Annotated in this window: 12 protein-coding genes; 8 read left to right on the top strand and 4 right to left on the bottom strand. The window is 46.8% G+C overall.

Features of this window, described 5'->3' with window-relative positions; translation table 11 throughout:
• Positions 1-43: 43 nt before the first annotated feature.
• A complete protein-coding gene (locus OEY58_11370) occupies positions 44-1,033 on the bottom strand; it encodes an MBL fold metallo-hydrolase (protein ID MDH5326052.1) in 990 nt (329 codons plus the stop codon).
• A gap of 174 nt (positions 1,034-1,207) precedes the next feature.
• Between OEY58_11370 and OEY58_11365 the strand changes: the two genes are divergently transcribed.
• Complete coding sequence (locus tag OEY58_11365) at positions 1,208-2,905, top strand: winged helix-turn-helix domain-containing protein (GenBank protein MDH5326051.1); 1,698 nt, start codon at positions 1,208-1,210, stop codon at positions 2,903-2,905.
• A 237-nt stretch (positions 2,906-3,142) separates the two neighbouring features.
• The gene (locus tag OEY58_11360; protein MDH5326050.1) at positions 3,143-4,075 is read left to right on the top strand and encodes an AEC family transporter; all 933 of its coding nucleotides are present in this window, start codon (positions 3,143-3,145) and stop codon (positions 4,073-4,075) included.
• Positions 4,076-4,286: 211 nt separating this feature from the next.
• On the opposite strand, the gene OEY58_11355 is transcribed toward OEY58_11360, so the two are convergent.
• The 3 genes from OEY58_11355 to OEY58_11345 form a co-directional block, all read right to left on the bottom strand.
• Positions 4,287-4,856, bottom strand: coding sequence for a nitroreductase family protein (locus tag OEY58_11355; GenBank protein ID MDH5326049.1), 570 nt, complete (start codon positions 4,854-4,856; stop codon positions 4,287-4,289).
• Between the two features lie 36 nt (positions 4,857-4,892).
• Entirely contained in the window at positions 4,893-5,741 is an 849-nt protein-coding gene (locus tag OEY58_11350; GenBank protein MDH5326048.1) for a pirin family protein, read from the bottom strand.
• 159 nt (positions 5,742-5,900) lie between these two features.
• Positions 5,901-6,245 carry a rhodanese-like domain-containing protein gene (locus OEY58_11345; protein ID MDH5326047.1) on the bottom strand — a complete coding sequence of 115 codons (345 nt, stop codon included), beginning with the start codon at positions 6,243-6,245 and terminating at the stop codon, positions 5,901-5,903.
• Between the two features lie 107 nt (positions 6,246-6,352).
• Between OEY58_11345 and OEY58_11340 the strand changes: the two genes are divergently transcribed.
• The 6 genes from OEY58_11340 to OEY58_11315 all read left to right on the top strand — a co-directional run bounded on the left by OEY58_11340 (position 6,353) and on the right by OEY58_11315 (position 14,386).
• Positions 6,353-6,784, top strand: coding sequence for a MarR family transcriptional regulator (locus tag OEY58_11340; protein ID MDH5326046.1), 432 nt, complete (start codon positions 6,353-6,355; stop codon positions 6,782-6,784).
• Between the two features lie 16 nt (positions 6,785-6,800).
• A complete protein-coding gene (locus OEY58_11335) occupies positions 6,801-7,244 on the top strand; it encodes a hypothetical protein (protein MDH5326045.1) in 444 nt (147 codons plus the stop codon).
• 412 nt (positions 7,245-7,656) lie between these two features.
• Complete coding sequence (locus tag OEY58_11330; GenBank protein MDH5326044.1) at positions 7,657-10,428, top strand: hypothetical protein; 2,772 nt, start codon at positions 7,657-7,659, stop codon at positions 10,426-10,428.
• A gap of 208 nt (positions 10,429-10,636) precedes the next feature.
• Positions 10,637-11,485 carry a phosphate/phosphite/phosphonate ABC transporter substrate-binding protein gene (locus tag OEY58_11325; protein MDH5326043.1) on the top strand — a complete coding sequence of 283 codons (849 nt, stop codon included), beginning with the start codon at positions 10,637-10,639 and terminating at the stop codon, positions 11,483-11,485.
• A gap of 15 nt (positions 11,486-11,500) precedes the next feature.
• The gene (locus tag OEY58_11320; protein MDH5326042.1) at positions 11,501-13,384 is read left to right on the top strand and encodes an ATP-binding protein; all 1,884 of its coding nucleotides are present in this window, start codon (positions 11,501-11,503) and stop codon (positions 13,382-13,384) included.
• 600 nt (positions 13,385-13,984) lie between these two features.
• On the top strand, positions 13,985-14,386 hold the full coding sequence (locus OEY58_11315) for a hypothetical protein (protein ID MDH5326041.1): 402 nt from the start codon (positions 13,985-13,987) through the stop codon (positions 14,384-14,386).
• Positions 14,387-14,392: the final 6 nt, after the last annotated feature.

Below are 14,392 nucleotides of genomic sequence, written 5' to 3'. Positions count from 1 at the left end.
ACAACTGAGTGCAGCATCCAGGGGAGCTGCACTCTATTATTAACTAGAAAGATTCCTGTTCTATCTCTAAATAAGCCAGATTGATCAGTCGGCCGATGTTTTCTTCAAACCCGGACCATTGTTTGGACTGCAGTAGTGACTTTATTATTTTTGGCTTCATTTCAAAGTCACTTAGTCCGTCTTCGTAGTGACGTTTAACTTCGGCTTTGAGCGCCCTAATGAACTGGCGATATGACTGGATAATACGTTTGTCGCCACTGGCCCCATGGCCTGGGATGAAGATTTCTGCACCCGACTGTAAGCCAACATCCAGTGAGGCCAGATTGCCATTAAAGCTGGCCATAAACAGGCTGATGTTTTCATTGCGCAGATTGTCCCCAAAGACGAAGACCTTGTCCTCCAAAATATGCAGCATGATGTCGTGGTCGCTGTGGCCGGCGCCACTGTAAAATACCTTGATGCGCACATCACCGAAACTGAGCACTTCACCATCGTTCACGGATTTTTCCGGTAAATAGGCTTTGGTACCTGTCGACATGCCTTCGGTGCGTTGTTCTATGGCTTTAAGCCACATATCCGCATCTCCGCTTTCCAGACGGGTTTTCATTTTGGCGTGGGCATAGATAACGGCCTTAGGGTAATGGTTTTTAATCCCGTGATTGGCCAGCCAGTGGTCGCCATGACCGTGGGTATTGAATATGGCGATAATGGGTTTGTTGCTGATGGTTTTGGCTTTGTTGACAATCATTTCGCCAATGTGGACGCTGCTGCCGGGGTCGACAACGATTAGGCCTTTGCTACTGGAAATGAATACCGGGTTGTTGCGAAATCCCTGATTGGCTTTAGAAACTTCCTCATTGGGACCGTGGATGACCCAAACTCGCTTGCTCAGCTGAGTCAAGGGATAGTCTTTGGTGATGCTAAGATCAGCAGCATGACTGGTCCATGGGGCTATCCATAAAGCCATCCATAAAGCCATCCATAAAGCCGGCAGGGTGTGCGTAATGTGTCGATGGAATATTGAATATTGCATTATTTTGTCTCCGATTGGTCTGCCCTAAATTGATTGGATAAAGCGTTCGTTGAGAGAAAACTTAGCTAAAATGAATGGAAAGTTACGGCGATAATTCGATTATATTTCGATGATTTTTTGCGACTTTAAAAACAAAGACTTAACGGTGGAGTGTGACGGATAGTGAATGGGCAAATGAATGTCCCTGTGGCGAGCACCTTGGATAGAAAGGTTTTCTGGCTGGAACAGTGGCGCGTGGATTCGGCATGCGGTAAGTTGCAAATGGACTCAGATGAGGTTCATGTGGAGCCCAAAGTCATGGCGGTTCTGCTGATTCTTGCTGAGAGAGCCGGGGAGGTGGTTAGCCGAGAGGAGTTGGAAGCACGAGCCTGGCCCGGGCTGGTAGTCGGTTACGATGCGCTGTCCAGTTCCATTATCAAATTGCGTCGGGCATTGGGGGATGATTCTCGTAATCCGCGATACATCGAAACTGTGTCGAAAAAAGGCTATCGACTCATCGCAGCGGTTTCCTACGAGGCTCGTTCAGAGCCGGAGAGCAACGCTGTGCCGGAAGCCAAGCCGGGAATGTGGCTCGATCTGCAGTTCAATAAACCAGTAGTGGCAGTTTTGACGCTACTGCTGTTGCTGTTTGGCGCTTTGCTGCGTGGGTGGGATAAACCGCCTGAAACGCCGTTTACTGAAAAACCGGCTATTGCTGTGTTACCGTTCTCTAATTTTAGCGACGACCCATCCCAGGAGTATTTCAGCGACGGATTGGCAGAAGAGCTGATTAATGATCTGTCGCAGCTATCCGGCTTGTTGGTGATTTCACGGCGTTCTACATTTGCTTATAAAACAAGAACAGTAAGCCTGCAAACCCTGGCTCAGGAGTTGGGAATACAATACGTGTTAGAAGGAAGTGTCCGTCGTGTAAAAGAACAAATTCGCATCACTGTGCAATTGGTGGACGCAAAAAGCGGTATCAATCTATGGGCCGGCCGTTTCGAGCGTGACAATAAGAACCTATTTCATATCCAGGATGAAGTACGTCAGAAAATTGTTTCTTTACTTTCTATCAAGATAAATGAAAAAGAATGGGAGCGTCAAAGAAAACAATACACAGTGAGTTTTCCGGCTTACGATTTATTTTTACAGGGGCAAGCCAGCCTGGTCAAACGTGGCGCGGTGACGGATTATCACAAAGCTCGAGATTACTTCGAACGGGCCATTCATCTAGATCCTAAGTTTGCCCGTGCCCATAGCGCTCTGGCTTTGGCACATACGGATGCCTTTCGATTTTCCTGGGTGGGGGATGATGTTGCCAAACTGGCTTTAGAACAAGTAAAGCTAGCCTTGGAATTGAATCCCGGTCTACCACAAGCGTATTGGGTGGCCGGCTATGCCCATTTATATCTTCAAGGCGATCACCAAAAGGCAATTTCCAAGGCTCAGCGTTGCATTGAGTTAGACCCTAATAATGCTGATGCCCATTTATTACTTGCAGCGATTTATGTACTTTCCGACCAAGCAGAATTGGCTCTGCCGTTGGTGCAAACCGCAAAGCGCCTGAATCCTCATTATCCCTCCATGTATCCCAGCGTCCAGGGGCAGGCATACTTGTCACTGCAAAACTATGATTCCGCCTATGCTGCATTTGAGGAGTCTTTGCAAATTAATCCCCGCCGTTATCAAGGCAACTTGTATATGATCATTACACTCAAGCGTATGGGGCGCCTGGACGATGCGGTGTGGCAAGCACAACAGTTTCTTATGGAAAACCCCGGTTTCAATCCGGCGATCTGGGTTCAGCACCAACCATTTCTTGATCAAGGAATAGCCGACGGGATGAAGCAGGACTTGGATGCGGTTTTTACAAAAGCCCAGTTAAGTTAAATCAGCGGACGCAAAAAAACACCCTGCCTGGAAATATGTTGACAATATTTGGCGAAGATTGCCCGGATTTTGCATAAAGCGTGATCCACTACACAAAAATGGCGGGGTTTTCACGAAATTTAGAGCTCAAGGGTTCGATAACTGTTTAACCGCTCAGCTTTGATGCGGGCTACGATTATCCAGCGATTTCTCAAGCAAATTCGTGTTTGCACATTTAAACAGTCTAGGAGAAGATCCATGAACAATGCAATGATGCAACTGGTTGTGTTTATTGCCATCGGGGTAGCCTGGCGCTACTTTAAACCGGACGGCTACAGTGCGGACGCGGTGCAACGCGCCATTATCAGTATTATCTACTGGGTTCTGTTACCTATTTTCATTTTTTTCGCTATGGCTGAGATTAAGTTCAATGCGGCGATTGGTAAGTACGTGATGTATGTCACCGTAGCCACCGCAGTGGCGCTGGCTGCGGGCTTTTTTTGGTTTTCTAAAACCAAGCTGCAACCCAAAGTTCAAGGGGCTTTGTTGCTGGCAGCTTGTTTCGGCAGCGTGGTTTTTATTGGCTTGCCCTTAACTAAGATTATGGTGGGTTCCTGGACGTCCCGTCTTGCGGCTACACATTTTATGGTGGCCAATGTTTTGCTTCTGTACACCGCAGGTTTATTTTTGGCCAGAGCTTTGGGTTCACCTTCAAAGTTGAAAAAACCAGCCGGTGCGGTAACCGACGAAGCCATGACCTTGGCTAAGGATCCGTTGTTGATTGCGGCGGTTCTTGGTGTGATGGTAAACGTGACCGGTATGAAAATCCCCGCCTGGCTGAATATCGATGCAATGGTGACAAATGCACTTATCCCATTGCTCGTGCTGACGTTGGGGTTAAGTTTGAAATGGGAGCAGAATTGGAAAGATTTGGTCAAGGATATAGCGCCCGTCGCTGTGATCAAGATGGTTCTTATCCCTGTAGTTTTGCTTCTTATGGTCAAGCTGTTCGGCTCACCAGGTGCCAAGACAACAAAAGCCATGATGATTAATGGCGTTATGCCAGTATCCCTGCTGGGGTTGATCATCTGCGAACGATTTAAGTTTGAAACGCGTATTTATGCTGCAGCATTTGTTATGACCACGGCGTTGGCGGTTGTGCTCGTACCGGTTTGGATGAAACTTATTTAGGGAACCTCTGATTAACTTCGTGAATGCCATTTATGAGGACTAAATAGTCAATTGCTTCGTTGAAAAACTTGGAAAAACTCCCGATATTCCCTGTGTTTTCCTCACATGGATGTGGGGAAGGGGCGTGAGCGGGACGCGGAAGCGTTTCGCCTCGCACTTGACGATTTAGTCCTCATCTCTGCTCATCCAGGAAATCTAGTCCACGAGTGGATTAACCCATAGAGCTTTGGAATACCACCTCTTCCAATAATTTTCGATCATTGGGTATTTCCATGTTCTGTAACTTTCCCGGCAAACTGTCAGCATCAGCGCGCTTGCCTATGGCGATGGCGCATACCACGTTAAATTCCTGTGAATCTACGCCCGTAACAGCGTAGGCTTTGTCAGTATCGAAGCCACCCATGGCGTGGGTATAGAGCCCCTGTTTGTGTGCTTGCAGACTGAGAGCCATCCAAGCCGCGCCAGTGTCGAAGTCGGCCCAGCGATTGGGATTATTGTTGTGACTAAAAGTTTTTTTGCTGAATAAATATACTAACAGTGGCGCCGAGTTGGCCCACACCTGATTGGACTCCGCCAAAGTGCTTCGGAATTGCTCCAGGTCTTGTGTTTGAGTAGCGTAGACAAAACGCCACGGTTGTTCGTTGTAGCAAGAGGGGCTCCAACGCGCCGCTTCAAACAATGTGGCAGTATCTTCAGCCGATATAGAGTCTGACAAAAAGGCACGGGGCGACCAGCGTTCAATAAATTGGCTGTCCAATCGGGGGTAATTCTTGGTTCGCATATTACTTCCTGTGTTAAATGGTTCTACTTTGTTGCCTTAGCTTTTACGATTTACCCAGGCACGATTACGTACAAAATTATTACTTTGAAAATCACGCATGGCTTGGTGAATCTCTTCTGTGGTGTTCATCACGAACGGCCCGTATTGCACAATGGGTTCATTGATGGGCTTGCCGCTGATCAGCACCAAGCGTGCTCCCTCGTCACCGGATTTTACTTGAACTTCACCATCAGCCAAGGTCACCAAGGTATTGGCGGCATGTTTACCGGCGACGGTGACGGTCCCTTCGAAAACATAGAAGAAAGAATTGTTTTCCAACGGTAACTGATGTTGAAAGGTCTTGTTGGGAGGCAGCTCTATGTCTAAATAGGAGACGTTGCTAATATCATCCTGAATCGGGCTGGTACTACCGGCAAACTCGCCAATGAGTACTTTGACTTTGTGATCATCGCTGCTCACCACCGGAAAAGCGTCCGCTTTGTATTCCTGGTAGCCGGGGTCATCCATTTTGTTCGCCGCCGGTAAATTGATCCACAACTGAAAGCCGCGCATCAAACCGTTTTCCTGCTTGGGCATTTCAGAATGGATCACACCACTGGCCGCTTTCATCCATTGGGCTCCGCCCGGGCCAAGATTGCCCGTGTTACCCATGCTGTCTTTATGTTCCATATCACCATCTATCATATAGGTGAAGGTATTGAAGCCTCGATGCGGGTGGGAAGGAAATCCGGCAATATAGTCCTCAGGATCATCACTGCAAAAATGATCCAGTAACATAAATGGATCGTAATTACGCAAGCTGGGTGTGCCTATGGTTCGGTGTACCGTGACACCGGCACCTTCGGGCACCGTTAAAGCAGGGATGAATCGCACACTATCGCTCATGACCTCTCCTTGAGTTAAATCTGAGTAGTGAAAGTATATAGGTGTTTAAAAAAGAATAAATATAGTATTTTACAAATAATTGTTCTCAAATGAGCAACAATTGGGAGAAAGAGAGGAGTATCCATTTCATTCCCCCTTCTCCCTTTCTCCCTTTCTCTCCTATTCAGCTTTCGTCATGGCGGTGACTTCCAATTCGAAGCCGGCCTCGGCCCAATCCTGCTTACCTTCCACATATTCGTAGACCTGTTGATAACCCAGTTTGGTAAAGGTATGCGCAGCAATTTTGGAGTTGGGACAGGGCGTGTTGGCACAGTAAACCACAACAAAACTGTCTTTGTTCGGTACCAATGTCGCCGCTTTGGACTCAACTTCATCATGCGGAATATTGATTGCCCCTGGTAAATGGCCGTCCTGGTAATAGCGGGGAGGCAGCGCTTCCACTATGACTGTTGCATGCTGTTGTGCCAGGCGGGCTTGGATTTGCTCTCGCGATATTGTTTTCATTAATTTTCTCCATATCAAAAGTGAATGATAAACTGGTTGTAGTTGCAACTAATATGACTCTAGGCTATACTGGTTGCAAATGCAACTATAAAGTGAGGTAAGCATATATGGTCGTAAACGATGTCACCATGAGTGCGTGGATCGAACTGCACAGGGCTAACCGGGTTTTGCTGGATGCTGTGGAGAAAGCGCTGAAGCAAAAGCAGTTGCCGCCCTTGGACTGGTATGACGTGTTGTTGGAATTGAGTCGTGACAGCCACAATGGTTTACGCCAGTACGAGATTGGCGCAAAGGTTTTATTGAATAAGCACAATTTGTCTCGCTTGCTGGATCGTCTCGAAGCCAAAGATTTGCTTTCCCGTCAGGCTTGTGAAGAAGACGGACGCGGTAATCGAGTCAAAATTACTCATAAAGGTGAACAGACTATCCAAGCCATGTGGCCGGTTTATAGTGGAGTTATGCAGAGTTTGTTTGGCGATAAATTGGGGTACGAAGAACTGCAGCAGCTTGCCCAAATGCTCAGAAAGATTCGTGCTTAACATATAAGATAAGGACATGGTAGATAAAGTGAATGCATTGGCCTTGTTTTTTGGATTCGTAACAGCCGTTGCAATTATTGTGCTCTTTAGAATCAGTGGCAGGGAAAATGCCAAGTTACCCTACGTGCTGGTCTTGATTTCGTTTCCAATTTTCTATTGCATGTTTGCGCTGCTAGCCGGGGATATTCCCGCATTTATAAATGAAGTCGTGGCCGGTGGCGGGTTTATTTTGATACCGCTTGTGGCGCTGAAACAACCACGAATGGGCTACAGTTTGTTGCTGGCACTCGCTTGTGTCACCCATGGTATTTACGACGTATTTCACAACCATTGGTTTGTGAATAGCGGTGCGCCGCTTTGGTGGCCACAGTTTTGTGGCACCGTCGATGTGATTATTGGTTTGTACTGGGTCACTCGGTTTCGTTTTTATAAGCCGGAAAACGTTGTGACTCCTGATTAATATATAGACGAATAATATTCGATCAGGCTGATATACTGTTGTAATATATGAATACTGATTTACTTCCCAAGCTAATATAGATTTGTTATGGTCGCGCTCGCGCGTTAAACAGCGAGCGAAAATTATTATAAAATTAGTCAAAATTTAGAGTATTAGTTTAGGGTTTGGTACCGGCTTGTTCTGTAAGTCCGGAACTGGCAAGACAGGGACAACGAACGCTATTCTACGAGGGCAAGGGACCGGCAAGTGCAACACTTGCTGTAGTAGTGGTCTTCCAAGCTTCAATTCTCTGGTTACTGAAATGCAGCACAATGTGAATGCGGTAGAGCGCATTGCCATAGTTATAACTGAGCTATCACTAGTCCGGTAGCAGGAATTTTGTTGTTTAATTAGTAGGAAGGAAGTATCCGTAATGAAATATTTGAACAAAATGCGTAAATTAACAGCGTGTTTGATTCTTTCTCAGTTAATGTTTGCAAGTTCTGTAATTGCAGCAACTGAAAAAGACTTTACCCTGTTTGAGTCCGGTCAGGTACGTCCCTTGGCGTTGACTTCCGATAGTGCTCTTCTGGTCAGCGTAAACACACCCAATAATGCGATCGAAGTTTTTCGCGTTACTGACGCCGGCCTAAGTTTTAAAAAATCCATCCCCGTGGGTCTTGAGCCTGTAGCGGTTGTTTTGCGTAATGACAGCGAAGCTTGGGTTGTCAATCATGTGTCGGACAGCGTCAGTATCGTCGATTTGACCGATGGTAAAGAACGGGTGGCGCGAACCCTGTTGGTGGGTGATGAGCCGCGTGATATCGTTTTCGCCGGCGTTAACCGCGATCAAGCCTATATCACCACAGCACACCGCGGACAAAACTCTCTTAACGATCCCGAATATCGCACCCCCGGTATTGGTCGTGCGGACGTTTGGGTGTTCGATGCCAATAACCTGGGAGACGCGTTCAAAGGTACTCCCAAAACCATAATTACCTTATTCGCCGATACACCACGCGCATTAGCGGTAACTCCCGATGGCAAACGAGTCTATGCAGCCGGTTTTAAAACCGGCAACCAAACCACCAGTCTGTGGGAAGGTCGCGTCACTGCTCTGGGCGGTTTGCCCGGTCCGCGCACCGACTCAGCAGGCGAAGTACAACCCAATGCCGGTATTATCGTTAAATACAACGGGACTGACTGGGTGGATGAAACCGGTAAAGCCTGGGATGAACTGGTGAAGCTGAACCTGCCGGATAAAGACGTTTTTGTTATCGATGCTACGGCTAATCCTCCGGTTCAAGTAGCCGGTGATGCGGGTGCTTTCGCCGGTGTAGGTACCATCTTATTTAATATGATTGTAAATCCTGTTAACGGTGCAGTTTATGTTGCCAATACCGAAGCGCGTAACGAAGTGCGTTTTGAAGGCCACGGTGAGTTCCACAACGTGGAGACGGTACGAGGTCACTTTTCCGAAAACCGCATTACCGTATTGAAAGACGGTGCCGTATTACCCCGTCACTTGAACAAACACATTGATTACAGTGTTTGCTGTGACTACCCCGAGTCTGTAAATGCCAAGAGCCTGGCTCAACCCATGGGTATGGCGATTACCGATGATGGCGGGACCTTGTTTGTAGCGGCTTTTGGTTCTGCTAAAGTGGGTATGTACAAAACTTCCGAATTGGAAAGCGATACTTTCATTCCCAATACCAAACGTCAAATCAACCTGTCTGCCGGTGGGCCCAGTGGTTTGATTTTGGATCAACAAAATCAACGCCTCTATGTGGCAACCCGTTTTGATAACGGTATTTCAGTGGTGAGTACGACCACTAAGACTGAAACCAGTCACGTCACTATGTACAACCCGGAGCCCGCCAGTGTGGTTACAGGTCGTAAGTTCCTTTACGATGCGGCTTATACTTCCAGTGCCGGTGATTCCTCTTGTAGCACCTGTCACGTGTTCGGTGATATGGATCAGCTGGCTTGGGATCTGGGTAATCCTGATGGTGTTTCTGCGCCTATTCCCGGTCCTTGGAGAAACCGTCCGGCAAGAATCGGTCGTCCTGATATTCCTGAAACTTTCCGTGCTTTAAAAGGCCCCATGACTACACAAAGCCTGCGCGGTATGGCCAACCACGGTCCTATGCACTGGCGTGGTGATCGCACCGCCGGCGATGAAGAAGAAACCGCACAGCCGGACTCCGGTACCTACAACGAAGATAAAGCCTTCAAGGAATTCAATCCGGCATTCGTCGGTCTGGTGGGGCGTAATGCTATGCTGACTGCAGAAGAAATGCAGGCTTATACCGATTTTGCGTTGCAAATCATGTATCCGCCCAATCCTATTCGTAACTTGGATAATTCCATGACCGCATCACAGCAGGCGGGTTACGAACGCTTTGTAGGTGAAAAAAGCGATACGTTTTTCACTTGTGAAGAGTGTCATACTCTGAATCCTCAAGGTAATGCTGAGCATAATGTAGACCGCCCCGGCTTCTTTGGTACCAGCGGTTTCTACAACGCCGGCCGCATCGTTCCGCAGATTTTCAAAGTACCGCACTTGCGTAATATGTACCAGAAAGTGGGTATGTTCGGCTTTGCTCAAACTCCTGAGTTGATTCCCAATATTAATACCGGTTCCCCCAATCCGCACATGGGCGACCAGATTCGCGGATTTGGATTCAACCACGATGGCAGCAACCCGTCTGTGTTTGATTTTCATTTGCGTAAAGCGTTTATCTTCCGTGAGAAAGGTACAAACGGAATCAATGATCCGGGCAATCCCGGCGGTTTTTCCAAAGACCGTGCTTTGGGTGACGCACAACGTCGTGAAGTGGAAGATTTCATCATGGCATTTCCGTCCAATCTGGCTCCTATCGTAGGTCAACAAGCAACTCTGACAACTGTCGGTAGTGTGGCGGCCAATGTTCGTATAGATTTGTTGGTTGCACGTGCGGAAGCGGGCGAGTGTGAGCTGGTTGCTCATCAAAGTGCGAATCGAGGTTACTTGTATGTGGGTAATGGCTTGTTCCAGAGTAATGCCAAAGCGGTATTGATCAGCGATGCTGACTTGCGTAAGCAGGCTGCTGGAAAAACCGGTGACGAAGTGACCTACACCTGTGCTCCAGTGGGTTCCGGTGTGCGTTTGGCTTTGGATCGCAACGAAAACGGTGTTTTTGATCGCGACGAAACGCTCTAAACGTATCGATATCTATAGCCGGGCGTTTTCAACGCCCGGCTTTTTTTGTGTCTTTTTTCAACGATTTATATAGAAAGGGAACTCCTCTCATAGGCGGTGATTAAGTATTCCTTAAGGTGAAGTTAATCTGCTACATTTTGTAGTTAAATATTACAGGGTTGCGCCGATATATATTTGCAGTGCCACGTGAAAACTGAGGAAGATGGTTTTGAAAAGGCTTTTGCAAATATGGGGTGTTCTTGTTTTATCTGTTAGTACTTCCGCAATTGCAGTACCCAGTCAAAAAATTGAATCGAAAGAAATAGTATTTAGCATCTTACCGTTTCTGTCACCTGTGGCCTTGGTAAAACGTTTTACACCGCTACGCGAGTATTTGGAACATAACACCGGGCAGGTGATTGTATTGGAATCTGCGCCAAACTTTCCCGAATACCTCAAACGTACCATTAATCATGAATATGATATTGTGTACACGGCTCCTCATTTTGTGCCCCTCAGTATGGAAGACGGGCACTATCAATTATTGGCAGCCTCGCATAATCTCTCCGCTCATATCATCGTGTCTGAATCAAGCCGTTTGAAAGGTTTGGCCAATTTGGCTGGGAAACGTATTGCCCACGGTCCCAAAGAAGCCTTTTTGGTGGTTATTGGTAAGCACCTGCTCAAAGAGCAAGGGCTTGTAGAGGAAAATACTCCCAGGTATGTGGCTTATAAAAGCCACAATGCCGCTTTGCGAGCGGTTGCGGGTGGAGATGTCGATGCGGCTATTGTCGGGAAGTTTCATCTGAAATTGGCAACAGAAAATAAATTGCGACAAATTGCGGTATCAGCTGAATTTCCGGGTATCGCTATTCTTGCATCCCGGGACTTACCGCAATCGTTGCGAGATAAACTCGCTAAGTCGTTTGTTGATATTAAAGACACTGAAGAGGGTCGGCAGACGTTAAAAAAGATTCGTTTTCCCGGATTTCAATCGGCAAAAACTCAAGATTTTGACGCTTTGATACCTATAGCCCTAGAGGCCTTGGATCAGACAACCTTTAAGTTGCGGAACTGAAATGAGGCGGGGTTGTTGCCAAGGGATTATAACAAACCGCGCATGGCGCGGTTTGTTACTATTGACAACATTAAAGTAATGAAGTGGTCCGGTTTAACGCTGAAATTGCTCCTGGGCATTGTGCTCATTGAAGTACTGATGTTATCCATTCTGGTGTATAACAGTGTGCGTCTGTTGAGCTCCACACATGCGGAACTGTTTGAACAAACCGTAAATGATGAAGTTACTCTAATGAGTAGCTTGTTGGTGGGCGGTTTGACCTCTATGGACCGCGCTCTGATACACGAAAACCTCCAGCTACTGTCCAAACAATCCAATGTTAAGTACGCGCTGGTGTATGATCGTCGCAACAGGCTGGTCAGTCACGTGGGGGACACGCCCGGGGAGTTTCATCAGGATTGGTCTTTCGCTCAAGCAGAGCAAGACGGGGTTTACGATACTCAGATCGAGATTAAACTACAAGGCCAGAACTTCGGTTTACTTCAAGCCGGTTTTTCTGTGACGGATATTGTCAAATTGTCCGCCACCGCCAAGTGGCAAAATACCTTAATAGCTTTAGTCGAAATTCTGTTGTCCATTATGGCGACTGGTTTAGTCGGTATGTACGTAATAAACCGAATTACCTTGTTGCAAAGTGGTGCGCAGGCCTTGCAAGAGGGTAGATACGACTATCGAATACCAGTGGCTGGCGAGAAAGACGAGTTGGATGAATTGGCCCAAGCCTACAATGAGTTAGGGGCGTCCCTGGAAAGTTCCACGCGCTTGTTAACGGAAAAACAAACGGAGATTGAACAAAAAGCGGCGCGACTATCCACTTTGCTGAATAATCTTAATGTGGTCATATTTGAAGCGTTTCGACAACCGTTTTGTATTAACTTCATTAATAAAGAAGCGGAAAAACTGATGGGTTATTCCATGGAGGAGTGGAAGTTACCGGGATTCATGAAAAGTATTGCGTACAAGGATGACCTGGTGTTGTTGAGTCGCTTTGCCGAAAACCCAGCTAACCCTGCAATGACATCTTTTGAGTATCGTGTTCACAAAAAGGATGGAGACCTCATTTGGCTGCGACAAATAGTCAACGTGGAGAGTCGGCTGGAGCAGGGGTTTGTACATGGAATTCTCATTGACGTAACCACAGAAAAAAGAAATGCGGAAGTGGAGCGTGCCCGAGATATCGCTTTGGCCGAAAACCGCACTAAAAATTTGTTTCTCGCCAATATGAGCCATGAATTGCGCACACCTCTAAACGCCATTATTGGATATTCTGAATTTTTACAGGAAGAAAATGACAGCGGTACATTGGAGAAGGAGAGCGCTTCCAAAGATTTGGGCAGGGTTATTCGTTCGGCAAAACACTTGCTCTCTGTGATAAATGAAATTCTTGATATCTCTAAAATCAATTCGGGTAAATTGGAGATTATTGTCAACAAATTCAATTTACAAGAATTGATCCGGGATGTAACGGACACGGTTCGTCCAATGGCAGAGAAAAACGGTAACCGATTGAAGGTGATTATACCGGCGGACTTTGTTGTCCATGCGGACCGTCAGCGTCTTTATCAGATCCTGCTTAATGTCTGTGGCAACGCCTGTAAATTCACCAAAAACGGTGAAGTGGAAATCGAGGTGGCCGGCGAACCGGAGGGGGGCTGTTACACCGTCACTGTTAAAGATACAGGCGTCGGTATAAGACCTGACGACGTGGAAAGTATTTTTGATGAGTTTGTCCGGACTGATGACGTCGGTAAGATTGAAGGGACCGGTCTTGGCTTGTGTTTAAGTCAGAAACTGTGTCGCAGCATGGGCGGAGAAATATTGGTGAGCAGCATCCACGGTATCGGCTCTACCTTTACCATATCCATGCCTTTTTTGATCCGGACACGAAAACGGGCCTAGGGAACCTATGATTAACTCCATGAATGGCATTTATGAGAACCCATTGTCAATTGCTTCGATGCCTTCATGGATGTAGGTAATTCATGGATGTAGGTAATTCATGGATGTAGGTAATTCATGGATGTAGGTAATTCATGGATGTAGAAGTGGCGTGACCAGGACGCGGAAGCTTTTAGCCTCACACTTAACAATATATTTTTTTGATCTATACCCATCCGGGAATAAATCAGAGGTTCCCCAGTTCATTTCTAACTTTGGGTTAAGAGCCCCATATTCCGTGTTTGATATCGTTTTGTGAAATACTGCTTGAATTGCGAGAATTGTGGGCACTTTGGCATTGTTGCGCAATATTTGCTATCCTATCCATTAGTATTGTACAAATCTATTGTCAGGCATAATATTAAGTGCTGTGCCAAAGCATCGGTGTTCACCCCGCGGGAGCTAAGTGGGCGATCTAAAGTGCTTTGTTGCAGGAACTGACGATGCCGCAAATATACTGAAATTACACAGAAAATATGCAGATAGTGGGGGAGTCAGGGACAAATTCTGCCTGTCATGAGAATATTATTTATCTTTTCTTCAATGTTTTTTGCATTGAGCATGTCATTGTCAGCGTGGGCGGCGGAGTTGGTGACCTCAACGTCACCTAAGCTCGTAGCAGATAGTGACCGAGTGTCGGCAGGCTATTTTAGCTTAAGCTGGGAGAGTGATGATCCCGGTGATTTTCTCCTGGAGGAGTCTGTAGACTCCGCGTTCACGCAACCGCGCCGCATATATCATGGCCCGGACACGGCAACTCTAGTTAGTGGTCGGCCCAACGGTACTTATTATTACCGGGTTCGCCGCGATCGAGACCAAAACCAACCAAGCTGGAGCGAAGTATCCATAGTGCAAGTGGAGCACCACCCTTTGTCACGTGCATTTTCGTTTTTTGTTTTGGGGGCATTAGTATTTTTTGCCACCTTATTCATTATTCTCAAGGGTAATAAACGCTACACCTGATACATG

The organism is Gammaproteobacteria bacterium (genome assembly GCA_029882975.1).
Classification (GTDB): Bacteria; Pseudomonadota; Gammaproteobacteria; order SZUA-152; family SZUA-152; genus JAJDNG01.
Note: the sequence above shows the minus strand (reverse complement) of the source record. Positions and strands in the feature narration are given on the sequence as shown.

Excerpts from the sequence above, each read along its gene's own strand:
- OEY58_11370 (MDH5326052.1), bottom strand. The coding sequence starts at position 1,033 with ATGCAATATTCAATATTCCATCGACACATTACGCACACCCTGCCGGCT.
- OEY58_11365 (MDH5326051.1), top strand. The coding sequence starts at position 1,208 with ATGAATGTCCCTGTGGCGAGCACCTTGGATAGAAAGGTTTTCTGGCTG.
- OEY58_11360 (MDH5326050.1), top strand. The coding sequence starts at position 3,143 with ATGAACAATGCAATGATGCAACTGGTTGTGTTTATTGCCATCGGGGTA.
- OEY58_11355 (MDH5326049.1), bottom strand. The coding sequence starts at position 4,856 with ATGCGAACCAAGAATTACCCCCGATTGGACAGCCAATTTATTGAACGC.
- OEY58_11350 (MDH5326048.1), bottom strand. The coding sequence starts at position 5,741 with ATGAGCGATAGTGTGCGATTCATCCCTGCTTTAACGGTGCCCGAAGGT.
- OEY58_11345 (MDH5326047.1), bottom strand. The coding sequence starts at position 6,245 with ATGAAAACAATATCGCGAGAGCAAATCCAAGCCCGCCTGGCACAACAG.
- OEY58_11340 (MDH5326046.1), top strand. The coding sequence starts at position 6,353 with ATGGTCGTAAACGATGTCACCATGAGTGCGTGGATCGAACTGCACAGG.
- OEY58_11335 (MDH5326045.1), top strand. The coding sequence starts at position 6,801 with ATGGTAGATAAAGTGAATGCATTGGCCTTGTTTTTTGGATTCGTAACA.
- OEY58_11330 (MDH5326044.1), top strand. The coding sequence starts at position 7,657 with ATGAAATATTTGAACAAAATGCGTAAATTAACAGCGTGTTTGATTCTT.
- OEY58_11315 (MDH5326041.1), top strand. The coding sequence starts at position 13,985 with ATGTCATTGTCAGCGTGGGCGGCGGAGTTGGTGACCTCAACGTCACCT.